A 23,992-nucleotide genomic window follows, 5' to 3' on the forward strand; every position below is an offset into this window, starting at 1 on the left:
AGCAATTATTTTGCGAAATTTTCGTTCGCAAATTCCCAGTTCACCAACTTCCAGAACGCCGCCAGATAATCCGGACGAGAGTTGCGGTAGTCGATGTAGTAGGCGTGTTCCCAAACGTCGACGGTCAGCAGCGGAGTCTGGCCGCTGGTGATCGGGGTACCAGCATCGTCGGTGTTGACGATTTCGACGGAGCCGTCAGCGTTTTTCACCAGCCAGGTCCAGCCTGAACCAAAGTTGCCGGCCGCTTTTTCGTCGAATTCTTTCTGGAAGGCTTCGAACGAACCCCATTTGCCTCTGATGGCGTCAGCCACCGCGCCAGTCGGAGCGCCACCGCCGTTCGGGCTCAGGCAGTGCCAGTAAAAAGTGTGGTTCCAGATTTGCGCGGCGTTGTTGAACATGCCGCCAGAGGCTGACTTGATGATGTCTTCGAGGCTTTTGCCTTCGAATTCGGTGCCCGGCACCATGCCGTTGAGCTTGGTGACGTAGGTGTTGTGGTGTTTGCCGTGGTGGTATTCCAGGGTTTCCTGAGAAATGTGCGGTTCCAGGGCATCTTTGGCGTATGGCAGGTCAGGAAGGGTGAAGCTCATGGTTTAGTCCTCTGTCTGTTAGTTACACAATTGTTAACAGGGTGCATTGCAGTGGCGTCAGCCCGTGCGATGCCGAGCCGGTGACACCTTGCCTGGATCTGCCTCAGTGGCCGATCCAACCCATTTCAATCAGTGCGCTTATGATACTCGGATTCTTTTTTATATAAATATTATTATTTATTTAATAAGGCTATGCCGGGGCAACAACCAGGCTATCGATCTGCGCCGATGCGCCGAAACATGCATAATGATCGCTCTAGTGTGGAGGTTTGCTGTGAAACGAGTTGTTTGCTGTCTACTCATTCTTTGCACCACCCGGCTGTGGGCTGATGAAATCAACACCTGGCTCGAAGCGGGCGACGTCGATAACGAACTCGACGGAACCTACCTGGGGTTCTCCACTTACAAAGGCCATATCGGCGTGCAGGTCGGCACCGTGATCGCGCATGAAAAACTCTACTTTGTCAGCGATGACGACCCGGCCTCTGCCGCCGAAACCGTTGATAGCGAGGGCTTGGTATTCGTGCCTCTTCATGTCGGCGTGATGGCAGGCTTTGATGTCAACGAACGGCTGACAACCTACGCTTCGCTGGGTTTGATGTACTGGGAACGCTGTGAAGTAATAAAAAACAGCGTTGATCAGTATTGCCGCCACAACGAATCCTATCTTCGGCTCACACCCGGCGTCGGTGTGAACGCTAAGTTGCTGCAACTGAATCGCCAGCATGATTGGGAACATTTATCGCTTAACGCGAACTATCATTACCGACTGGGATTGGGCAGCTCTTTTGGCCTGGGGCTGAGTTACTCGCTTTAAGGTTTGATGTTTGCTTAACGGCAGTCATGCCCGGTTCAGTTTGAACGTGGCAAGCTCGCTGAGATTGGCAACCATGGAGAAGTGACGATGATTCAACGTCTGGGTTGGATGTTCATCTTGGGTTTGATCAGCGCGCAGGCGTTGGCTAAAGACGATTATTTCTGGGGCAGCTATGGCGGTCATCAAGGCTACTTTGATGCGCCCTATTTCGGCGTTGGTTTTATGGCCAATAGCTGGGGCGCTGAGTTTGGTCTTGTGGGGCATTCGGAGTACAGCGGGTCGGTTATCTATGAAACGCCACCGCCGCCAGAGTCAAGCAACACCACCATAGAAACCGATGTTCAAACCGGATTGCCATTTTATATTTCGGTTCTAAAAGGTTACGCACCTAATGACAAAGTTGCCTTTTACACCAGCCTGGGATTATTGATGTGGAACGAATGCGATATCGTCGAGAAATTCCCCAGCGGCAATCGCTACTGCGATGATCGACGTTTAGGCGCTGAACTGATTCCCGGTGCCGGTGTGCTCTATAACTTCGGTTCTCTGACAGCGGGCTTTGGTTATCAGCACGGCATTGGCCCGTTGCTGTCGATCGGTACCGATTTCTAATCGTTAAAACAAACCGTTAATACCATTGGCCACAAACTGAATGGCCAGCGCCGCCAGAATAACCCCCAGCAGACGCTGAATAATATCGTCGCCGGTCTTACCGACCAGGCGGCGAATCTGGGTGGCCATCAAGGCGCCAGCCATGGTCACTGCCAGCACCAGCATGGCGGCGGCGATCACGATTCCCTGACCACTCAAACCTTCGGCATCAGCCATCAGCAGCACGGTCAGCGTCAGGGTACCCGGCCCGGACATCAACGGAATGGCCAACGGATAGACGCTGATATCACCCAGGGGACGTTCGGTGGGTTTGTCCGGCACCGGCGCTGAAGTGATCATCCGAAAGGCGGTGTTAAACAGCAAAATCCCGCCGGCCACGCGCAAGGCATCCATGCTGATGCCGAGTGCGGTGAGCAAAGTTTCACCAGCCCAGGCAAACAGCAGAATAATGCTGGCGGCGATGGCCGTGGCTTTAGTCAGCGTTTTAAAACGCGACGCAAAAGGACGACCCACGGTGAGCGAATAAAAAATCAGCGCCGTGCCGATGGGATCGATAACAACAAAGAAACTGGCCAGAGCATTAAGAAAAGCCGTGCTCATGCCGTCCAGTCCAACAACACCTTGCCCGATTGACCGGAGCGCATGGTTTCAAAACCGGTTTCGAAATCCTCGACTTTGAAACGGTGGGTAATCATCGGTGACAGATCCAGGCCGGATTGAATTAAGCTCGCCATCTTGTACCAGGTTTCAAACATTTCCCGGCCATAGATACCCTTCACTTCCAATCCTTTAAAAATAATCTTGCTCCAATCGATGGCCATATCGTCCGGCGGAATACCGAGCATGGCGATCTTGCCGCCGTGGTTCATCGCATCAAGCATGGAGCGAAACGCCGAGGGCACGCCGGACATTTCCAGACCGACATCGAAGCCTTCGGTCATATGCAGGCTGTTGACCACATCCTTAAGCGATTCCTGACTGACATTGACCACTCGACTGGCGCCCATCTTTTTCGCCAGATCGAGACGGTAATCGTTGACGTCAGTGACCACCACATGACGCGCACCGGCGTGTTTGGCGACTGCCGCCGCCATCATACCGATGGGCCCGGCGCCGGTGATCAGTACATCTTCACCGACCAGATTAAAACTCAGGGCGGTGTGGACGGCGTTACCGAACGGATCGAAAATCGCCGCCATTTCATCGCTGACTTCATCCGGTAATTTGAACGCATTAAAGGCCGGAATCACCAGATATTCGGCAAAAGCTCCGGCACGATTCACCCCCACGCCCTGGGTATTGCGGCACAGATGACGACGGCCCGCGCGGCAATTACGGCAATAACCGCAGGTGATATGGCCTTCGCCACTGACCCGGTCGCCGACGGCAAAACCGGTCACTTCCTGACCCATGCCAACCACTTCACCGACGTATTCGTGGCCGGTCACCAGACCGAGCGGCACGGTCTGTTGCGACCAGCGATCCCAGTTATAAATATGCACATCGGTACCGCAGATGGCGGTCTGGCGGATCTTGATCAGCAAGTCATTATGACCGACTTCCGGTTCGGCAACCTCGGTCATCCAGATACCGGTTTCGGGTTTCAGTTTGGCCAGCGCCTTCATGCAATAATCTCCAGTTCACGGCCGACTTCGATAAAAGCCGTTACCGCGTATTCGAGTTGTTCACGATCGAGACCCGCGCTCATTTGCGTACGAATACGCGCCTGACCTTGCGGCACCACCGGATAGCTGAAGCCCACCACATAGAGACCGCGCTCCAATAAACGTTCTGCCATGCGTCCGGCCAGCGCAGCATCGCCGACCATCACCGGGATAATCGGATGGTCACCGCCACTGAGTTTAAAGCCGGCCTGACTCAGGCTGTCGCGGAAATAAGTGGTGTTGTCCCAGAGTTTCTGGCGCAAGGCCGCGCCATCAGCAATCAGCTCCAGCGCCTGCAAACTGGCCGCAGCAATACTCGGCGCCAGCGAATTGGAAAACAGATAAGGACGCGAGCGCTGACGCAGCCAATCAACGATGGGTTTGGCTGCACTGGTGTAACCACCGCTGGCGCCACCAAGCGCCTTGCCCAAGGTACCGGTAATGATATCAACACGATCCATCACGCCATGGTATTCCGGTGTACCGCGACCGCCCTCGCCCATAAAACCGACCGCATGGCTGTCATCGACCATCACCAGCGCATCGTATTTTTCCGCCAGATCGCAAATCGCTGGCAGGTTGGCAATAACGCCGTCCATGGAAAACACACCGTCAGTCACGATCAGCCGATAACGCGCCTCCTGGCTTTGTTGCAGGCAACGCTCCAACTCGGCCATATCGTTATTGGCGTAACGATAGCGCTGCGCTTTGCACAGGCGAACGCCATCGATAATAGACGCATGATTAAGCGCATCGGAAATGATGGCGTCTTCGCCATCGAGCAAAGTTTCAAACAAGCCAGTGTTGGCGTCGAAACAGCTGGAATAAAGAATGGTGTCTTCCAGTCCCAGAAAATCGCTGATGCGCGCTTCCAGATCTTTATGAACCTGCAGCGTGCCACAGATAAAACGCACTGAGGCCGCGCCATAACCGTAATCGTCCAGACCAGCCTTGGCAGCTTTTATCAGACTGCTGTCATCCGCCAGACCCAGATAATTGTTGGCGCACAAATTGATCACCGAGCCTTTACTCAATTCAACCGAGGCAGACTGAGGCGACTGAATAATACGCTCAGACTTGTACAACCCCTGCTTACGCAGAGACTCCAGTTGTGCCGGTAACGCGGTCAGTAAAGAACGGGACATTCAACTCTCCTCGGAAAAACAAACCCAAAGGGGCGGGTGATCACAGGGAGCCAAGGCTTGGGTCGCTGCGTTCGAAATACAAGACATAACCCGCATTTGCCGCCGATATTAACGTAATGGTGGCACTACAGTTTATTCGCTATGAGCCTGAAGACCACGCATAGCGCTATCCAGACCTTGCAAAGCATCGTTCACACACCACATTAACGGGAAGGGTGATTGTGGCTTCGGTGTCGTTCCTATCTTGTTAAAACCAGCACAATCTACCACCGTTAGACTCCACCAAAAGTTTGAATTGGTTCACAAAACTAGATTCAATAGCGTGTCATGTTAATGATCAACGGAAAAGGATAGCGGCCCAACAGGCCACTAACGTCGAGCCCATGCAGGGACTTCTTCAAAGGCCGACGAACCAGGGCAAGGCTCAATTGCAGTTTACAGGGACGCCAGTCAGACAACGGCTTAGCGCCGATATCCTGGTCACTGGACCGGTCATAGCGCGAATGGGCGCACTGAACTAATCTTCGTTTCAGTTCGTACAGGCAAGGTGCCACGAATTGGCGTTGGTTCGTTTTTCAGACCGGGTTAGCGCCAGTCCGACGGGTTTAATGAGGGAAAATATGGATCAGAAGTTGCTAGAGCTTGAACAAGCCATCGTTGATGCCGAAGAAGCCAAGCGTCAGTTTGTACAGGAAAACCCCAACGGCAGCGGTGACAAAACCGAACGGATGCGTCTCTACAATAAAGTCGAACTCGCTCGCAAATCACTGCGTGAATACAAACGCATGAATCCTCACCTGCTGTAAACGTCAATCCGGCCGGGCTGCCTGAGCCCGGCACGACCTTCGCTCACTCCACCTCAGGCAAGCGTAACACCTGAATCACCGCCAGCATCGCCACCGCGCCCAACACTCCCAATACCCCAGCTGGTCCCCAAAGATCACCCAACAGACCTACCCAGCCAGCCAGTAGCATCAAGCCACCGATCAGCGTATTGCTGACCGCCACATAAGCAGCACGGTTATCGGCATTGGCCAGATCGACCAGGTACGCCTTACGCCCCAGGCGCACACCACCGTGACAAATCATGACCACAAAATAGAGCACTGCGACCAACAGTGGAGAAACCGCATCGGTACCCATAATCAGCGTGCTGATCCACACGCCCAGACCGGCCACCGCAGCGCCGCTCGCCGCCAGCGCCATCACCCAACGGCTGGAGCGATCACTCAAGCGCCCCCATACCGGCCCACTGCAACTGGCCGCCAGACCACTCAACATTAACAAAGCGCCGAGCCCCAGCCAGTTACCGCCTTGCTGCTGCACCATCACCACATAGAAAGGAGGCGCCAGCGCCAGGCTGAGCAATAAAGCCCGCGCCCAGACAAAGCGCCGGAAATGTTGATCGCTGCGCAACAGCGCCAGTTGCGAAACAGCAACCTGCAACGCATTACCACCGCCTTCGGTTGAACCGGGCTGTTCACGAATAAACCCAAAGCCCAACAAGCCAACCGCCCAGCACAGCGCTGCCACCAACAAAAATACCCCGAGCAAAACAGCGTTTTGCTTGAGCTCGGGAAAGAACATCAAGCCCAGCCCCAAGGCCAACACCAGCAAACCGGACACGCCTGAGCTGTAGCCCATCAGCGTACCGCGCCGGGTCTTGGACACGGTTTTGCCCAACACATCCTTGGCGGCAACCGAACAGAGGCCACGCGCCAGGCTGTAGATCACCAACAGCACCAGCAAACACAGGCCGGCGATAAAACCGTCCAGCGTTAACGCCGCTGCGGCCATCGCCAGCAAGGCAAGCGCCGACAGCAAAGCGCCCAGCATCCACACACCCTTGCGCTTGGGGCGGCTGCGCACCAGGGCCGCCACTAACAACTGCGGCATTAACACCCCGGCTTCACGGATCGGCACCAGGAACCCCACCAGCGCCATGGGTGCGCCCAAGGCAGCAAACAGCCAGGGCAGAATCAGGCGGGCGCTGCTCAGTTCATCGGCCATCTTGCTGAAGGTATTGCCGGCCAGGTAACCGAAGAAATTGCGCGGTTGGTGTTGGCAGGCGGAATCTGGGATGTCTTTGCAAACGCGGGCGTCTTCTTCGCCGGTAATCTTGTCGTACATCCAACCGAGGGCATCGTCGTCCCTTTGATTGCTCAAATGTTGTTCGCTGATATTTTGCGACACCCCTGATTCCCCTTGCTGTTGATGATGAGTATCTGGCAAAGCAGCCCGATCTAGCGAAAGGTTGCTTTGATTACAATCCACTGCGGCTTAAAAAAGCATTTTATCGCTGTATTGTGCAGCTTACAGGCTGGTCTCAATCGCCCGTCATACAGTAAACTAGCGCGCGTTGGCCCGGTCCCAACGATGATAACAAAACGATTACAACGACAATTCACCAGGGGGCCAACCCCGCTGATTCGCCCGAATAGATACTGAAGGATCCCCGATGAAATACCTAGCCTCGATGGTCAGGTCGCTGTGCCATCTCAATCGCTTGCTGGGGCAAGTGTTCTCCTGGTTTACGCTGGCCATCGTGCTGGTCTGCTTTACCGTGGTCGTGCTGCGTTACGCCTTTTCCATCGGCTTTGTCTGGATGCAGGATCTCTATGTCTGGCTCAATGGCGCCATGTTTATGGGCATTGCCGGTTACACCTTGTTGCGTGAAGGTCATGTGCGCGTCGATGTGTTTTATCGCACCGCGCCCAAGCAGCGTCGTGCCTGGGTCGATATCGGCGGTGCACTGATTTTTATCGCCCCGTTCATCTACACCATCGTGCACTACAGCACGCCTTATGTGTTGCGCTCCTGGAGTTTCTGGGAAGGCTCATCCAACTATGGCGGCATGCCCGGTCTGTTTGTCATGAAGAGTTTTATTCTGGTGTTTGCGCTGGTGATTGCGCTGCAAGGCCTGGCCATGCTCGGTCGCAGCATTCTGGTTTTGAATAACCGCGAAGACCTGGTGCCTGAAGACTATCGTTACGAGGAGCACGCTTGATGGACGCTTCACTCATCGGCGAAATCCTCGCCCTGATCATGTTTTTCACCATCATCGGCGTGCTGATGTTTGGCTTTCCCGTGGCTTTTTCGCTGGCCGGCACTTCGCTGATTTTTGCTGCCATCGCACACTTTTTCGGCGCTCTGGATTTATCCAACCTGTCGAGTCTCGCGCCGCGTTATATGGGCATCATGCTCAATGAAGTCTTGGTGGCGGTGCCGCTGTTTATCTTTATGGGCATGATGCTCGAACGCTCCGGTATCGCTCAGGGACTGCTGATCACCATGGGTCGTCTGTTCGGCAACCTGCGCGGTGGTCTGGGTATTTCGGTGATTGTTGTCGGCGCTTTGCTCGCGGCTTCCACCGGCATCATCGGCGCCACTGTGGTCACCATGGGTCTGCTGTCGCTGCCCGCCATGTTGAAAGCCGGTTATAAAACGCCGCTGGCCACCGGTGTGATTACCGCCTCAGGTACGCTGGGCCAGATTATTCCGCCCTCAACCGTGCTGATTTTTATGGGCGACATGCTCGCCGGCATTAACGCTCAAGTACAGATGTCGCTGGGTAATTTCGCACCCAAACCGGTATCGGTCGGTGATCTCTTTGCTGGTGCTTTTGTACCGGGCTTGCTGCTGGTGGTGGTGTTTATCGGCTATATGATTTTCAAGGCGATCACCGATCCGGAATCCTGCCCGGCGCTGGAAACCAGCGCAGAAGATCGCGCCCGCCTGGGTCGTGATGTGATCACCACCCTGGTGCCGCCGCTGTTGCTGATCATTGCTGTACTGGGTTCCATTCTCGGCGGTGTCGCCACGGCGACTGAATCGGCTTCGGTTGGCGCCGTTGGTGCGATGGTGCTGGCCGCTTTTCATCGCAAGCTGACCTATCGCAACCTGCGTGAAGTGATGTACGCCACCGCCAACACCACGGCAATGATCTTTATTATCCTCATTGGCGCCACCGTGTTCTCGCTGGTGTTCCGCATGATGGGTGGTGATGATCTGGTGCACGACTTCCTCAACGCCCTGCCCGGCGGCAAGTACGGCGCCATCATCTTTGTGATGCTGCTGATGTTCCTGCTCGGCTTTATTCTCGATACCTTCGAGATCATCTTTATGGTGTTGCCGATCACCGCTCCGATTCTGTTGATGATGGGTGTCGATCCGGTCTGGCTCGGTGTCATTGTTGCGGTCAACCTGCAAACCAGCTTCTTAACGCCGCCGTTCGGTTTCGCGTTGTTCTACCTGCGCGGTGTGGCGCCGAAGACGGTCAAAACCACCGACATCTACAAAGGCGCCGTGCCGTTTGTGGTGATGCAGTTGGCGGTAATCGCCGTCCTGGTGATCTTCCCGGGCATCGTCACCTGGTTGCCGAATTTGCTCTACAGCTGAGTGTTACAGACACAAAAAACCGGCCCAAGGGCCGGTTTTTTATTGCCGTTAATCCAACACCGCTTAGGGCTGGAAGAACCGCTCGCGCGCTTGCAGGAAGCGACCGTCGACCTGCTCGGTACGGGTACGCAAAATCGCCAGCGATTCAAAATAGCTGTCGGCAGTTTTCTTGGTCAGCGCATCGTTGCTGTCGCGCAATTCGCCGAGAATATCTTTGGCGGCTTCGGCGCCGGCACGCAGGATGTCTTCCGGGAAGTAACGCACCTGTACACCGTGCTGGTTAACCAGCGTTTGCAGCGCAATCGGATCGTTGGCGTAGAAATCGGACGCCACCTGATCGTATTCCGCCTGGCAGGCGTACTCGACGATCTTCTGCAGATCGGCCGGCAGCTCAGCGAACTTGGATTTGTTAACCACCGCTTCGGTGGCCAGACCCGGCTCAACGAACGACGGCATGTAGTAGTTCTTGGCAACCTGATAGAAGCCCAGCGCCAGATCGTTATACGGACCAACGAATTCAGCGGCATCCAAAGCACCGGATTGCAGCGCCTGGTAGATTTCGCCACCGGCCATGTTAACCACGGTCGCGCCCAGACGTTCCCAGACCTGACCACCCAGACCAGGCGTACGGAAACGCACACCGTCGATGTCGTCCAGGCTGTTCAGTTCGTTGCGGAACCAACCACCGGCCTGAGTACCGGTATCGCCGGACATGAAACCTTTCACGCCAAACTGATCGTAAACTTCGTCCCAGATTTCCTGACCACCCATATAGCGAATCCAGGCAGACAGTTCACGCGAGGTCATGCCATAAGGCACACCGGTGAAGAATGAAGTGGCGCGGCTTTTGTTCTGCCAGTAGTAGGCAGCGCCATGACTCATTTCGGCAGAACCTTCGATGACGGCATCGAAAGCACCCAAGGCCGGAACCAGTTCGCCCGCGGCATAGACTTCAACGGTCAGCCGGCCACCGGACATTTCGGTGATGCGGTCAGCCAAACGCTGCGCGCCCACACCCAGACCCGGGAAGTTACGCGGCCAGGTGGTAACCATACGCCAGGTAATACGCTCTTCAGCGATAGCCGGTGCTGACAGAGTGGTTGCAGCGGCAACACCGCCAGCGCCCATCAGACCCTTTTTGATGACGTCACGTCTTTTCATTTGACTCTCCTGCTAGGGATCGAGACTGACACAGACCGGCGATAAGGGCCGAGGTCAGCTTCTTGGTTTTTTTAGTTTTTCGTCGTTTCCAACGGTTATCGATGCCAGACGACAAGCGCCGACCAACCGGTTTCGTTCAAGGCTGGCTTGAACGACCCAGAGGTTTGCCGGAATCCAACTGAAGGAAACATCCCGTTTAAAACTGAGTAGAAGCCGTCGTCTTTACTGTTGTTATCTGGCTTCTGTTATCTGGCTTCCAGGGGCTTGCGACTCGCCCGCAAAGAATAACCCCGACTTGGCGATTTCTCAAACCAGGTGGGCGTTCCAGGGCAGTTTAGACTTTGGTGGAATGGTCAAAACCTGCAACTTTATGAGTGAGCTTTGTTGAACTGACCATCGGCAACGGTCACTATAAGCGGCGCTTACTGAGAGAAAGCTGGTACACATCAATAAAAAACAGCCAGCCATAAACAACAATAATCACAATAAATTCGACTACCGACCGTCAACTGATGACAACAAACGGGAGTAAGCATGCCTCTGACTATCGCCGTGCCGCGCGATCGCCTGCCCGGAGAAACCCGGATAGCCGTCACGCCCGACACCACCCGAAAACTGATTGAACTGGGCTTTAAGGTGCGCATCGAAAGCGATGCCGGTGCCGCCGCTCAGTTTTCCGATGAACGTTATATTGAAGCCGGCGCCGAGGTGACTGGTGACGTTGCCGCCTTGTACGATCAGGCCGATATTCTGGTCAAGATCAACGGACCCCAGCCTCAGCACGCTGCGCTCGATGGCAGTGAACTGGACGCTCTGGGCAGCAACAAAACCTGGATTTCCTTTCTCGCCCCGGCGCAAAACGAAGCCACGTTGAACACCTTTGCCGAACGCGGCGCCAACGCCATTTCACTGGATGCCATTCCGCGTATTTCACGTGCGCAGAAAATGGACGTATTGAGTTCGATGGCGAACATCGCCGGTTATCGTGCGGTGATCGAAGCGGCCAACCAGTTTGGTCGTTTCTTCACCGGCCAGATCACCGCGGCCGGTAAAATTCCGCCCGCCAAGGTGTTGATCATTGGCGCGGGTGTCGCCGGTCTTGCCGCCATCGGCGCCGCCAAAAGCCTCGGTGCGGTGGTGCGCGCTTTCGATACCCGCAAGGAAGTGAAAGAACAGGTCGAATCCATGGGCGGTCAGTTTCTGACCGTTGAACTGGAGGAAGACGGTTCCGGCAGCGGCGGCTACGCCAAAGAGATGTCGCAGGCGTTTATTGACGCCGAAATGGCGCTCTTTATGGAGCAGGCCAAAGAGGTCGACATCATCATCACCACGGCACTGATTCCCGGTAAACCGGCGCCCAAGCTGATCACCGAAGAGATGGTTAAAGCCATGGCGCCGGGCAGCGTGGTGGTCGATCTGGCCGCACCCAACGGTGGTAACTGCGAATGCACCGTGGCCGATGAAATCGTCGAACAGCACGATGTGAAAATCATTGGTTTCACCAATCTTGCCGCCCGTGCAGCGACTCAGGCGAGCCAGCTGTTGTCCAATAATGTGCTGCGTTTGTTCGAACATCTGTGTCCAAATAAAGATGGCGAACTGAGCTTTGACCTTGATGATGCCATCACCCGCGGTTGCACCGTCGTGCATCAGGGCAAGGTGATCTGGCCGGCGCCACCGCCACAGATTTCCGCTGCGCCGAAAGCCGAAGCCAAAGCGCCGGAGCCCACACCGCAAACCACAACCGCCGCCAAACGCGCTCAACCGATCGCGCTTTACTGGTTGATTGCCGGCGCCTTGTTATTGGGATTGGGTGCCGTCGCACCGGCCGATTTTCTCAGCCACTTTACCGTCTTTGTGCTGGCGGTTTTTGTTGGCTGGCAGGTGATCTGGAACGTCAGTCATTCGCTGCACACGCCGCTGATGAGTGTCACCAATGCGATCTCCTCGATCATCATTATCGGTTCGCTGCTGCAGGTCTCCGGTAGTGGCTCGACCGTCGTTACGGTGCTCGCCGCCATCGGCATTCTGGTGACCTCGATCAACATCGCAGGTGGTTTTTATGTCACCCGTCGCATGCTCAATATGTTTCGTCGGGAGGGTCAGGAATGAACGCTGTCTTATCCATGGCCTACTTGTTGGCCGGTGTGTTTTTCATTCTCTCGCTCAGTGGTTTGAGCTCTCAGGAAACCGCGCGGCGCGGCAACCTCTATGGCATGACCGGCATGCTGATCGCCATTGTTGCCACTGTGGCTTCGGCGGCGGTTGAAGCCTATGCCTTACTGGCAACAGCGATGGTGGTTGGCGCGGTGATCGGTTTGTGGTTGGCGCATCGCGTTGAAATGACCTCGATGCCACAGTTGGTTGCCATGCTGCATTCGTTCGTCGGTCTGGCGGCGGTAATGATTGGCTGGGGCGGTTATCTCGACCCGCGCAATCATCTCGATGGTGCCGAGCGCATCATCCACAACACCGAACTCTATCTGGGCATTTTTATCGGTGCGGTCACCCTCACCGGCTCCTGGATCGCCTTCGGTAAATTACAGGGCATTATTTCCAGCAAGCCGCTGACCTTGCCACTGCGCAACGGCCTGAATGCGTTGGCGATTCTGGCAGCCCTGGTGATGCTGGTGATCTTTGCGCCCGATGGTCACGGCCCCGGCGATCTGAACCTGCTGATTGCCATGACCGTCATCGCCCTGCTGCTGGGCGCGCATCTGGTGGCGGCCATCGGCGGCGCCGATATGCCGGTGGTGATTTCGATGCTCAATTCCTACTCGGGTTGGGCAGCGGCAGCGACCGGTTTTATGCTCGGCAATGACTTGCTGATCATCACCGGCGCGCTGGTCGGTTCGTCCGGTGCCATCCTCAGTTACATCATGTGCAAGGCGATGAACCGCGCTTTTCTCAGCGTGATTCTCGGTGGTTTCGGTAACGCCACCGCCACCGATGACGACACCGAATACGGCGAAGCCAGCAGCGCCAGCCATGATGAAGTGGCCGACTGGTTAAAGAACGCCGAATCGGTGGTGATTGCGCCGGGCTTTGGTATGGCCGTCGCCCACGCCCAGCAAGCGGTGGCTGATCTGACCGACAAACTGCGCAAGCAGGGCAAGACGGTGCGCTTTGCCATTCATCCGGTTGCCGGTCGCTTGCCCGGTCATATGAATGTACTGCTGGCCGAAGCCAATGTGCCTTACGACATCGTGCTGGAGATGGACGAGATCAACGACGACTTTCCGGATACCGACGTCGTGCTGGTGATCGGCGCCAACGACATCGTCAATCCAGACGCCAAGGAAAAACCCGGCTCGCCCATCGCCGGCATGCCGGTACTGGAAGTCTGGAATGCCAAGCAGGTGGTGATTCTCAAGCGGTCGATGGCCACCGGTTATGCCGGTGTGACCAATCCATTGTTCTATCGCGATAACAGCGCCATGCTGTTTGGCGATGCCAAAGACAGCGTGCAGCAATTGGTCAATAAGGTGTAACTGACTGTTTAACTCCAAGGTAACGACAACGGCCGGCAAGTTTAACTTGTCGGCCGTTGTCCTTTAACTATCCACCACCAGACCGGCCTGGGCGCAAAAATCGATCAAATTCCGGTAGCCCAAACGGGCATAGGTTAACGGATGGGCAACAGCCGGATCCTGCTCGGCTTCAACCACCAGCCAACCCTGATAATCACTTTCTTTGAGTCCGTTAAAGAGACTGACATAGTCGATGCAACCATCACCTGGCACGGTAAAAACACCGTCCAGCACGGAGTCGAGAAAACTCAAATCGCGGTTACGACTGTCGGCCAGCACGGTCGGACGAATATCCTTGCAGTGCACATGACAAATACGCTGCGCGTACTCAGTTTGCATGGCGATGGGATCGCCGCCGGCGTAATACAGATGGCCGGTGTCCAACAGCAAACCGACAGCGTCGGAAGTGTTATCCATCAGCCGGCGAATATCGGCGGCCGATTCCACCACCGTGCCCATATGGTGATGGTAGGCCAGACGCACGCCGGCTTGCAGGCAATGCTCGGCAACGACGTTCAGGCCGTCGGTTAAGCGTTGCCATTGGGCATCGGTCATCACCGGTCGATGGCTCACCGGCGTTTCCTGCTCGCCGTGCACGCAACCGGTGACTTCGCAATACACCATCACCTTGGCGCCCAGCTGTTGCAGTAAAGTCAGATGAGCGGTCAGCGCCTGAATTTCTTCCTCAACCGAACGTTCCAGCAAACGACTGCTGTACCAGCCAGACACCAGACTCAGTTGATGGCGGTCGAGAATCGGCCCCAAGGCCTGAGCCGTGCGCGGAAATTTATTGCCCAATTCAAAGCCGGCGAAACCGGCTTGCCGACCTTCACTCAAACAGGTTTCCAGCGGTGTTTCCGCACCCAGCGCCGGAAGATCGTCGTTGCTCCAGGTCAGTGGATTGATGCCCAGTCTTACCGTCATGATGGCCACCTTAATAAGGTTGTTGTTGTTTGGCTGTGAGGTATTGCTGATGGGCGGCGACCACCGTCTCGCGCTCGGACACTTCCGGCACCGCCACATCCCACCATTCGCCGCCTTCGGTGCTGACAAAAGGATCGGTCGATAAGCAGATCACCGTGCTGCGATCCGCCCGCCGCGCCCGCTGCAACGCCGCTTCCAGAGCGGCAATGCCATCGACCTGTTCGGCCAGCGCACCCAGCGCCCGGGCGTGGGCCGCGAAATCGATTTCCGGCGCACCAGCGTCACCGCTCAGGCAATCATCCCAGAGGTTATTGAATGCAGCGCCGCCAGTGGCCTGCTGCAGACGATTGATACAGCCGAAACCCCGGTTATCGAGCACCACAACAGTGAGCCGATGACCCAACATCACACTGGTCGCCAGTTCCGAGTTGAGCATCAGATAGGAACCGTCACCGACCACCACCGTCACTTCACGTTGCGGCTGCGCCATCTTCACGCCCAGGCCACCGGCGATTTCATAACCCATGCACGAATAGCCGTATTCGACGTGGTAGCCGCCAGCCTGGTCGGTACGCCAGAGCTTGTGCAATTCACCCGGCAGACCACCGGCCGCGCAGACGATGATGTCGCTGGCCCCGGCCTGACGTTTAACCGCGCCCAATACCTGGGCATCGGTCGGCAGACCCGTCGGCGAGGTCACGCCTTCAGCGGCAGTAACGCGGTTGTAGTAGCGATGCCATTGAGTGGTTTCCACCGCCGCCTGTTTGGCCCAGTCCGGCTCGCTGCGCCAATCGGCCAGACCAGCGCTCAGCGCGTCCAGACCCAGACGGGCATCGGCCACCAGCGGCTGAGCGCCTTGTTTGACCGCATCGAAACGGGCGACATTGAGCTGAATCAGCGCTTTGGCGGAGTGGCCAAGTAAGGTACGCGACGCCGTGGTGAAATCCTGCAGACGGGTGCCGACCGCGACAATCAGATCGGCCTCGCGGGCCATACGATTGGCCGCCGCGGTGCCGGTCACACCGATGCCACCCAGAGCCAGCGGATGATCCCAGACCATCACGCCCTTACCCGCCTGGGTTTCCGCCACCGGTATACCGTGGCTCTGGGCAAAACGACGCAGCGTCTCCACGGCATCGGCGTAATGCACGCCACCGCCGGCCACCAGCAAGGGTTTGCGCGCCTTGCGCAGCGCGGCTAGAGCGGCGTCCAGTTCGCGCGGATCGGCCGGTTGGCGACGCAGCTGGTGCACTCTGGGTTCGAAAAACCAGTCGGGATAATCGTAGGCTTCGGCCTGAACGTCCTGACACAACGACAAAGTCGCCGGGCCGCAATCGGCTGGGTCCAGTAAGGTTGCCAGCGCCGCCGGCAAGGAGGTGATGATCTGCTCCGGCCGGGTAATACGATCAAAGTAACGACTGACCGGACGGAAGCAGTCGTTCACGCTGACGGTCGGCTCGCCGTAGTGTTCAACCTGCTGCAACACCGGGTCCGGGGTGCGGTTGGCAAACACATCACCGGGCAACAACAACACCGGTAAACGGTTGGCGTGCGCAAGGCCAGCAGCGGTCACCATATTGGTCGCACCCGGGCCGATGGAGCTGGTGCAGGCCATCATCCGCTGGCGGTTATTGGCCTTGGCAAAAGCAATGGCCGCGTGCGCCATGCCCTGTTCATTGTGAGCGCGAAAGGTCGGCAGACTTTGCCGGTATTGATACAGCGCCTCGCCCATACCGGCCACATTGCCGTGCCCGAAAATGGCGAATACGCCTGCGAATAAGGGCAGTTCATCGCCCCCTGCTGTGGCTATTTTTTGTGCCGCCAGAAAGCGCACCAATGCCTGCGCCATGGTCAGTCGAATGGTTGCCATCTTGGTCTCCTTCAATCGGCGGCGCGATTGCGCCAGCTTTCGATCAAATCCAGATAATTGTTGCTGACTTTTTGCACCAGCATTGCGTCGTCAATCTGGCCGGCCAGCCATTGCCGACTGGGCTGGCCGAAAAGTGTTCGGCCGACGGTAAAGCCACGGCACAGCTTGATGCCGGCGCTGTGTTTGAACGCCGCTTTTAATTCATCGATGGGCGCGTCCAACCCCAGCAGCACGACACCGTGACAATGCGGATCCCGCTCGTTGATCAGCGTTTCCAGCAACTGCCAGCTGGCGCGACTGGGCGCCGGCAATTTCCACCAGTCCGGATAAATACCCAGGTTATAAAAACGCTGCAGCGCCAGCGGCAAGGTCTGGTCGGTGATCGGCATTGAGGCCGGCGGAATTACCTCGATCAGCAATTCATGACCGGATTGCAAACAGGCGCCATACAGCTCTTTCAGCTGACGTTCCTGAGCCAGACGAATCGCCTGCGGTTGCTCCGGGTGATAAAACACCAGGCATTTCACCACATGCTCGATCGGCCAATGCTTCAGCCGGCTGCCAATGGAACGACCGCCTTCCAGCTCCAGCGGAATTGAGCCAGGCAATTCCACCGGCCGGCCGATCCACCAGTTGCGACCGGTGACATCGTTCAACGCATCCTGGCCGTAGCTATCGTCAATCAATACCCCGACCTGATCGCTGGCGCCGGCGCGTTCGGCGCCCTCTTCAGTGGCCTGAACCAACAGCCGTTTCAATTCTTTGATGCGCTCCGGATCGGCGCCCACTTCCTGCGCCATCTCAAACAGCTGCTTGCGATGATCGAACGCCATGCCATAAATATCGTGCTGCAGCGGACGGCGACGAGCGGCGACTCTATGCAAGCGATTGAGGGTTTTATCCAGATCCGGCCGCACGATCTGTGCGGCGCGTGCCAGGTAATCATCCAGTTCACGCGCATCGGGAATGGCCGGCGCGCAGCCATGGCGCGACACCACCAGCGCGCCACAGGCGTTGGCATAAGCGCAGCTTTGCGCATCACTGGCGCCGTGCAACCAGCCACGCAGAAAACCCGACATAAAGGCATCGCCGGCTCCGAGCACATTCAACACCTCGACCTGAACGCCCCGGTGTACCTCGAAATCATCAACGCTGGCAGGAATGGCGGCGTTAAAAACCGTGCACCCCTGAGCACCCAGTTTCAGCACCAGAATGGCCGACGTTAGCGCGCGGATATTGCGCAGCGCCGTTAAGGTATCTTCGCTGCCGCCGGCAATGTGCACCTCTTCTTCGGTGCCGACGATCAGATCACATTCGGGCAAAATAGATTGCAGATGAGCGGTCACACTGTCGGACGAGACAAAACGGTTTTCGCCCTCACCCAGGCCGGTCAATCCCCACAGCACCGGCCGATAATCAATATCCAGAATGACCTTAGTGCCAGCCTGGCGCGCATAGCGCATGGCGGTGCAGCTGGTGTCGTAAGTTGAGGCGGTGGAAAAGTGGGTGCCGGTGATCAGCAGGGCGCGACTGGACGCAATAAATTCGGGCGAAAAATCGTCGCTGCTCAGCGCCATATCGGCGCAGTCCTGACGATAAAAAATCAGCGGAAATGTATCGCTGTCTTTAAGACCCAGCAGTACCAAACCGGTTAAACGTTGTGGGTCGGTCACCACATGACTGACATCGACGCCGGCGCGTGCCAGTTCCTCGCGCACAAAACGGCCCATCTGTTCATCGCCGACCCGGGTCAGCATCGCCGTCTTTAAACCCAGGCGCGCGGTACCGTATGCAATATTGGCCGAAGAACCGCCGAGATATTTGGCAAAGCTGCTGACATCTTCCAAGCGGCTGCCCAGTTGTTCACTGTATAAATCCACCGCTGCCCGACCCAGGCAGATCAGATCGAGAGCACGCGGATCCTGCTCATTGGCTGTCGACATTGGCCAACTCTCCTACTGATAAAAGCACACTCACAAACTCAGCCACCGAGCTTCGGCGTGCGACTGTTCAATGGCATCGATAACCCGGTTCACTGCATAGGCGGCCCGAAAATCCGGCCACAGCGGTCGCTTGCCAGCGATGCCTTCAACCAGGTCACGCACTTCAATCGCTTTCTGGTCGTTGTAGCCAATGCCGTGACCAGGACCTACGCAGAAATGCGCGTAATCCGGATGCTCCGGGCCGATCAAAATGGTGCGAAAACCGGCCCGATTACTGGCATCGCCGGCAGTAAAAAGTTGCAGTTCGCTGAGCCGTTCCTGATCGAATACCAGACTGCCTTTGGTGCCGGTTACCTCGAAGGTCAGCCCCATTTTTCGACCCCAGGCGATGCGACTAGTTTCCAGCGTGCCCTGAGCGCCGTTGGCAAAACGCACCAGACAATGGGCCTGATCTTCATTTTCCACTTCGGCAAATTGTCCCGGCTGATTCGCCAGCGGACGCTGCTTGATAACGGTGCGTAAATCACCACAGACTTCGACGATATCGCCGACCAGATAGTGCGCCATATTGATGATGTGCGAGCCCATATCACCGAGCGCGCCGCTGCCAGAATAATCGCGCCGCAAACGCCAGCTGTGCGGCTGATTCGGATCAGCCAGATAGTCTTCGTTATGGGTGCCGCGAAAATGCACCACCTCGCCAATTTCACCGGCGGCAATGATTTCCCGCGCCAGTTGCGCCGCCGGGTTCTTGGCGTAGTTAAAACCGACCAGGGTTTTCACGCCGGCCGCTTCCGCCGCCTCGGTCATCTGCAGCGCGTCGGCCGCGTTCAATGCCAGCGGTTTTTCCGAATAAACATGCTTGCCGGCAGCGATGGCCGCCAAGGCCATTTCCCTGTGCAGATAATTGGGCGAGCAGATATCGACGACATCGACCTCGGCATCGCGCACCAGCGCCTGCCAATCGTCGGTGGCGCGGGCAAAACCGAATTCCCTGGCCCTGGCTTGCGCCAGCGGCAGGTTCACTTCGGCCAGCAACGACAACTGCAGACAATCACCCAGACCAAAAACCGCCGGCGCCGAGTGATAGGCAATGGCATGCGCCTTACCCATATAGCCGGTGCCAATCAAACCGATGCGCAGCGGCTGTGCTGTTATCAAGTCACTCATGCGCTGGCCTCTGCTGCCTTATCGGCGCGAGCGAATTCTTTTAATTCCGCTTCGAGTTCATCCAGTTCGGCGCCACCGGCCATCATCGCCAGCACATCTTCACGCGACACTTCGGATTTCAAATAAGTGCCCAGGCTGCGACCGCGATTGAGCAAGGTAAAGCGATCGGCAATGGGATAGGCGTGATGCAAGTTATGAGTGATCAGCACCACCGCCAAACCCCGCGCCCGTGCTCTGGCTACCACCTTTAAAACATTGGCGCATTGTTTCACCCCGAGCGCCGCCGTCGGCTCATCGAGAATCAACACCCGGGCGCCAAAATGAATGGCGCGGGCAATGGCCAGACACTGACGTTCACCACCAGAGAGCGTGCCGATAGCCTGCTCCGGATCGCGCACCGCTATGCCCATTTCCGCCAGCCCCTGCAAGGCAATACGATTGGCGCGCGCCAGATCGAAACGCTTAAACGGACCCCAGCCTTTGGTAATTTCGCGACCCATAAAAAAATTACGGGTGACGCTCATCAGCGGCACCAGGGCCAGATCCTGATAGACAGTCGCGATGCCGTGATCCAGAGCATCACGCGGTGAACTAAAGACCACCGGTTTGCCTTCGTAGCGATAACTGCCTTCGCTCGGTTTATGCACCCCGGACAGCGTTTTAATCAGCGTCGATTTACCGGCGCCGTTATCGCCCAGCAGGCAATGCACTTCACCCAGTCGCACTTCCATATTGATGTCTTTCAGCGCAATCACACTGCCGAAATAACGACTGACGTTTTGCAATTCGAGAATCACTTCATTCATGGCAGCGGCCTCCTTTAATGCGCTTCGGTGACGCGTTTGCGGATGTAGTTGTTGAACAGCACCGCCACCAACAACATCGTGCCCAGAAAGACCCGGAACCAATCTGAATTAAAGCCCGCGAAGTTGATGCCCATCTGCACCACGCCAAAAATCAGTGCGCCAAAACAGGCGCCGACCACCGAGCCATAGCCACCGGTCAACAGAGCGCCACCAATAACGGCGGCGATAATGGCCTCAAACTCTTTAAGCAAACCCCGGTCGGCTGCCGCCGAACCAAACTCCAACACCTGACAGGCGGCCAGGACGGTGGCGCTGAAGGCGGTAAACATAAACAGACTGATCTTCACCGCATCGGTCGGCACACCGACGTTTTTGGCCGCCTTGGCATCACCACCGGTGGCGAAAATCCAGTTGCCGTACTTGGTGCGCATCAACAGCCAGCTGCACACCACCGCCAGTAAAAACCACCAGACGATAACCATGGGAATACCGGACACCAGTGGATCGCCATTGGGGTAAGTACCGATCCAGCCGAGCCGGGCCAGGCCAGTAAACAACCAGCCACCGATCTCGCCGCCAAAGGCCGCTGCCAGCCAATCGCCTTCAGCGTATTCGTGAACGCCGCCGATGATGGTGCGGTTGGTAAAGAGGATCGATAAAGCGATGGTCAAACCGCGCAGAATAAACAGAAACGCCAGGCTGACGATAAAGGACGGCAGCCCCGTCTTGACGACAATAAAGCCGTTGGTAAAACCGATCGCCAGCGCGCAGGAAAACGCAAACACCAGCGCCAGCCACACCGGCCAACCCCAATAAACAGCGGGAATGGCGATCATCATACCGGCAAAGCCGATCATCGAACCGATCGACAGATCAAACTCGCCGCCAATCATCAGCAGGCAGGCAGCGATGCCGATAATGCCCAGCTGAGCGGACACCGTGGTCCAGTTGAGTACGCCATCAGCGGCGAACATACCGGAGTCGCCGGCGACGATGATGAAAAAGGCAAACACCAGGACGGCGCCGGAAATAGAACCCAACTCGGGCCGGCTGAGCAGATGTTTTACACGGGAAACCCGGCGCAGACGTTCGTCAGAGACGTCACGGCTGGCCGATTGGGGCAACCTTTCGGAGGGATGAGTCGCCGACATAAACCTGACCTCGCTTTGTTATTTTTGTTAAGCGGTGGCTGCGCCTGGCGGTGCAGAGTCGACCCACAATAGAATGAATTTTCCAAATGTCAAACACTTGGAATCATCGTTTTAAAAAATACTCGGGCTCGCTTGACAACCTCCAGGACCCGGTTCATGGTGCTTTTGGAATTTTTGTTCCATATGCAAAAAAACAAGAACAATAATTTCATAACTGGCCAGCCTAGAGGCGTGGCCAATTGGAACTGACCCGCTAGGAGAACCCTCAATGAAAGCAACAATAAAAACGCTCGGGACTCTGATGATTGTCGGCTTGATTTCGCTGTCGACTGCCGTACTACCTGTCCAGGCCAGCGCTGAAGAACAACAGCGCTTTGTACTGATCAGCCACGCACCGGATTCCGATTCTTGGTGGAACACCATCAAAAACGCCATCCGCGAAGCCGGCGACGCCGTTAATGCCGATGTTCAGTACCGCAATCCGACCAATGGCGATCTGGCCGATATGGCGCGCATCGTCGAACAGACGGTCGCTTCTAATCCCGATGGCATAATCGTCAGCATCGCCGACTTTGATGTGCTCAAAGGGCCAATCGAAAGCGCCGTACGCCGGGGCATTCCAGTGATCACCATCAACTCCGGTACGCAACAGCAAAGCGAACAACTTGGCGCTCTGCTGCACGTCGGCCAACCCGAATACGACGCTGGTTACAGCGCCGGTCAGCGCGCCAAGGCCGCTGGTGTGACTCACTTCCTGTGCGTCAATCACTACATCACCAACCCAGCGTCGGTCGAGCGTTGCCAGGGTTTTGCCGATGCGTTGGGTGTTGAGCTGTCCGGCAATATGCTCGATGCCGGTTCGGATCCGTCGGAAGTGGAGCGCCGGGTCGAAGCGCATATGCGCCAGAACCCGGATGTCGATGGCATCCTGACGCTGGGCCCGAGTTCGGCGCACCCCACCCTGCGCTATCTGGAACGCAGCCGTCGCGGCGGCAAGTTGTTTTTCGCCACCTTTGATTTGAGTGACCAGATTGCCGCTGCGATAAAGGCCGGCAACATCAATTTCGCCATCGACCAACAGCCCTATCTGCAGGGCTATATGCCGGTGATCATGCTGTCGCTCTATCACCGCTATGGCCTGATTCCGGCCAATCATATGAATTCCGGCCCGGGCTTTATTACTGCCGATAACATCGAACAGGTCGAGGCACTGGCCGGCGAAGTGCGTTGATCGCATGACAGGACCGAACCGCAGCAGTGGTTCGGTCCGTTAGCTGTCATTGCAATTTTGGAAAATTCATTCCATTTTTACCGCCACCCCCTGACCGAGACCCCAGTATGACCGCCGAATCACTGCCAGCACCGACCAGTTTGACCGACCTGCAAAAAGCCATCGAAGCGCGCTATGAGTCGCTCAGTAAACGGCTGCGCCAGGTGGCTCAATACGTTGTCGATCATCCCAGTAATCTGGCCTTCGGCACGGTACAGGTCATCGCTCAGGAAGCCGGCGTGCATCCTTCTACGCTGGTGCGTTTTGCCAACGCCTTCGGCTACAGCGGTTTCAGTGAAATGCAGCGGTTGTTTCAGCAAAAGCTGTTGCAGGAATCGCCCAGCTACACCGAGCGCATTCGCATTGCCCGCGAAACCCTGGGCGATCCCGGTTCGCAATCGCCGCACCAGCTGTTGGGTGAATTTATAGAGGCTGACAGCCTGACCTTGCAGAGCCTGGATGAACACATTCAGCCGGAAGACCTGGAGCAGGCCATCGACATCCTGGCCAAGGCGGAATCGGTACACATCGTCGGCACGCGCCGCTCCTTTGTGCCGGCCACCTATTTTGCCTATGCGCTGCGCCATATCGACCGGCGTGCACATCTGCTCGACAACGTCGGCGGCATGTACCAGGAACAGGCCGGTACCATCGGTCAGCGCGATGCGGTGCTGGCGATCAGCTTTCGACCTTATGCAACGGAAACCGACAACAGTGTGCGTATTGCGCTGGAGCGCAAGGTGCCGGTCATCGTTATCACTGACAGCGTGCTCAGCCCGCTGGCCAGTCTCGGCAGCGTCGTTTTCGTGTTGCCGGATTCACAGGTACATGGTTTTCGCTCACTAACTCCGGCGCTTTGCCTGGCGCAATCTCTGGCCATTGGCTTGGCATACCGACTGGATAAAAACCGGTCTATGGCGGAGAACCCGGCCTAAGACCGCTCG

General features: G+C 56.6%; 21 protein-coding genes. 9 read left to right on the forward strand and 12 right to left on the reverse strand.

The window, feature by feature from the left end; translation table 11 throughout:
- Nucleotides 1-5: 5 nt before the first annotated feature.
- Nucleotides 6-587, reverse strand: coding sequence for a superoxide dismutase (locus ACXAE6_RS00005; RefSeq protein WP_475142829.1), 582 nt, complete (start codon nt 585-587; stop codon nt 6-8).
- Between the two features lie 106 nt (nt 588-693).
- On the opposite strand from ACXAE6_RS00005, the gene ACXAE6_RS00010 reads away from it, so the two are divergent.
- Both ACXAE6_RS00010 and ACXAE6_RS00015 read left to right on the forward strand, forming a co-directional pair.
- Nucleotides 694-1,404 (forward strand): hypothetical protein, encoded by a 711-nt coding sequence (locus ACXAE6_RS00010; RefSeq protein WP_475142832.1) that lies wholly within the window; start codon nt 694-696, stop codon nt 1,402-1,404.
- A gap of 87 nt (nt 1,405-1,491) precedes the next feature.
- Complete coding sequence (locus tag ACXAE6_RS00015; protein ID WP_475142835.1) at nt 1,492-2,016, forward strand: hypothetical protein; 525 nt, start codon at nt 1,492-1,494, stop codon at nt 2,014-2,016.
- A 3-nt stretch (nt 2,017-2,019) separates the two neighbouring features.
- Here ACXAE6_RS00015 and ACXAE6_RS00020 read toward each other — a convergent pair whose 3' ends face one another.
- The 3 genes from ACXAE6_RS00020 to ACXAE6_RS00030 are packed head-to-tail and all read right to left on the reverse strand — an operon-like array spanning nt 2,020 to nt 4,825.
- The gene (locus ACXAE6_RS00020) at nt 2,020-2,616 is read right to left on the reverse strand and encodes a MarC family protein (RefSeq protein ID WP_475142837.1); all 597 of its coding nucleotides are present in this window, start codon (nt 2,614-2,616) and stop codon (nt 2,020-2,022) included.
- Nucleotides 2,613-3,641 (reverse strand): L-threonine 3-dehydrogenase, encoded by a 1,029-nt coding sequence (gene tdh, locus ACXAE6_RS00025; RefSeq protein ID WP_475142839.1) that lies wholly within the window; start codon nt 3,639-3,641, stop codon nt 2,613-2,615. Before tdh ends, ACXAE6_RS00020 begins: the two co-directional genes overlap by 4 nt.
- Nucleotides 3,638-4,825, reverse strand: coding sequence for a glycine C-acetyltransferase (locus ACXAE6_RS00030; RefSeq protein ID WP_475142841.1), 1,188 nt, complete (start codon nt 4,823-4,825; stop codon nt 3,638-3,640). Before ACXAE6_RS00030 ends, tdh begins: the two co-directional genes overlap by 4 nt.
- A 620-nt stretch (nt 4,826-5,445) precedes the next feature.
- Here ACXAE6_RS00030 and ACXAE6_RS00035 point away from each other — a divergent pair.
- Nucleotides 5,446-5,631, forward strand: a complete 186-nt coding sequence (locus ACXAE6_RS00035) for a hypothetical protein (protein ID WP_392800370.1) — start codon at nt 5,446-5,448, stop codon at nt 5,629-5,631.
- A 43-nt stretch (nt 5,632-5,674) separates the two neighbouring features.
- On the opposite strand, the gene ACXAE6_RS00040 is transcribed toward ACXAE6_RS00035, so the two are convergent.
- Nucleotides 5,675-7,018, reverse strand: coding sequence for an MFS transporter (locus ACXAE6_RS00040; RefSeq protein ID WP_475142847.1), 1,344 nt, complete (start codon nt 7,016-7,018; stop codon nt 5,675-5,677).
- Between the two features lie 265 nt (nt 7,019-7,283).
- Between ACXAE6_RS00040 and ACXAE6_RS00045 the strand changes: the two genes are divergently transcribed.
- Complete coding sequence (locus ACXAE6_RS00045; RefSeq protein WP_475142849.1) at nt 7,284-7,832, forward strand: TRAP transporter small permease subunit; 549 nt, start codon at nt 7,284-7,286, stop codon at nt 7,830-7,832.
- Nucleotides 7,832-9,223, forward strand: coding sequence for a TRAP transporter large permease (locus ACXAE6_RS00050; protein WP_475142851.1), 1,392 nt, complete (start codon nt 7,832-7,834; stop codon nt 9,221-9,223). Before ACXAE6_RS00045 ends, ACXAE6_RS00050 begins: the two co-directional genes overlap by 1 nt.
- A gap of 63 nt (nt 9,224-9,286) precedes the next feature.
- Here ACXAE6_RS00050 and ACXAE6_RS00055 read toward each other — a convergent pair whose 3' ends face one another.
- Nucleotides 9,287-10,384: a TRAP transporter substrate-binding protein gene (locus ACXAE6_RS00055; protein WP_475142853.1), complete on the reverse strand. Its 1,098-nt coding sequence runs from the start codon at nt 10,382-10,384 to the stop codon at nt 9,287-9,289.
- Nucleotides 10,385-10,924: 540 nt separating this feature from the next.
- Between ACXAE6_RS00055 and ACXAE6_RS00060 the strand changes: the two genes are divergently transcribed.
- Nucleotides 10,925-12,496, forward strand: coding sequence for a Re/Si-specific NAD(P)(+) transhydrogenase subunit alpha (locus ACXAE6_RS00060; protein ID WP_475151669.1), 1,572 nt, complete (start codon nt 10,925-10,927; stop codon nt 12,494-12,496).
- A complete protein-coding gene (gene pntB, locus ACXAE6_RS00065; RefSeq protein WP_475142855.1) occupies nt 12,493-13,875 on the forward strand; it encodes a Re/Si-specific NAD(P)(+) transhydrogenase subunit beta in 1,383 nt (460 codons plus the stop codon). The genes ACXAE6_RS00060 and pntB overlap by 4 nt, the downstream gene beginning before the upstream one ends.
- A gap of 63 nt (nt 13,876-13,938) precedes the next feature.
- On the opposite strand, the gene iolE is transcribed toward pntB, so the two are convergent.
- From iolE to ACXAE6_RS00095, 6 genes are read right to left on the reverse strand one after another with little or no spacing between them, the layout of a single operon-like run.
- Nucleotides 13,939-14,838, reverse strand: coding sequence for a myo-inosose-2 dehydratase (gene iolE, locus ACXAE6_RS00070; RefSeq protein ID WP_475142857.1), 900 nt, complete (start codon nt 14,836-14,838; stop codon nt 13,939-13,941).
- Nucleotides 14,839-14,848: 10 nt separating this feature from the next.
- Nucleotides 14,849-16,708 (reverse strand): 3D-(3,5/4)-trihydroxycyclohexane-1,2-dione acylhydrolase (decyclizing), encoded by a 1,860-nt coding sequence (gene iolD, locus ACXAE6_RS00075; RefSeq protein ID WP_475142860.1) that lies wholly within the window; start codon nt 16,706-16,708, stop codon nt 14,849-14,851.
- Nucleotides 16,709-16,719: 11 nt separating this feature from the next.
- Nucleotides 16,720-18,651, reverse strand: a complete 1,932-nt coding sequence (locus ACXAE6_RS00080) for a bifunctional 5-dehydro-2-deoxygluconokinase/5-dehydro-2-deoxyphosphogluconate aldolase (RefSeq protein WP_475142862.1) — start codon at nt 18,649-18,651, stop codon at nt 16,720-16,722.
- A gap of 30 nt (nt 18,652-18,681) precedes the next feature.
- Nucleotides 18,682-19,821 carry a Gfo/Idh/MocA family protein gene (locus ACXAE6_RS00085; RefSeq protein ID WP_475142865.1) on the reverse strand — a complete coding sequence of 380 codons (1,140 nt, stop codon included), beginning with the start codon at nt 19,819-19,821 and terminating at the stop codon, nt 18,682-18,684.
- Nucleotides 19,818-20,627 carry an ATP-binding cassette domain-containing protein gene (locus ACXAE6_RS00090; protein ID WP_475142867.1) on the reverse strand — a complete coding sequence of 270 codons (810 nt, stop codon included), beginning with the start codon at nt 20,625-20,627 and terminating at the stop codon, nt 19,818-19,820. The genes ACXAE6_RS00085 and ACXAE6_RS00090 overlap by 4 nt, the downstream gene beginning before the upstream one ends.
- A 14-nt stretch (nt 20,628-20,641) precedes the next feature.
- Nucleotides 20,642-21,778: an ABC transporter permease gene (locus tag ACXAE6_RS00095; protein WP_475142870.1), complete on the reverse strand. Its 1,137-nt coding sequence runs from the start codon at nt 21,776-21,778 to the stop codon at nt 20,642-20,644.
- Nucleotides 21,779-22,046: 268 nt separating this feature from the next.
- On the opposite strand from ACXAE6_RS00095, the gene ACXAE6_RS00100 reads away from it, so the two are divergent.
- Nucleotides 22,047-23,009 carry a sugar ABC transporter substrate-binding protein gene (locus ACXAE6_RS00100; protein WP_475142873.1) on the forward strand — a complete coding sequence of 321 codons (963 nt, stop codon included), beginning with the start codon at nt 22,047-22,049 and terminating at the stop codon, nt 23,007-23,009.
- Between the two features lie 107 nt (nt 23,010-23,116).
- A complete protein-coding gene (locus tag ACXAE6_RS00105) occupies nt 23,117-23,983 on the forward strand; it encodes a MurR/RpiR family transcriptional regulator (RefSeq protein WP_475142876.1) in 867 nt (288 codons plus the stop codon).
- The last annotated feature ends 9 nt before the right edge of the window (nt 23,984-23,992 follow it).

The sequence above is a fragment of the Saccharospirillum sp. ABV4_185 genome (assembly GCF_056159245.1).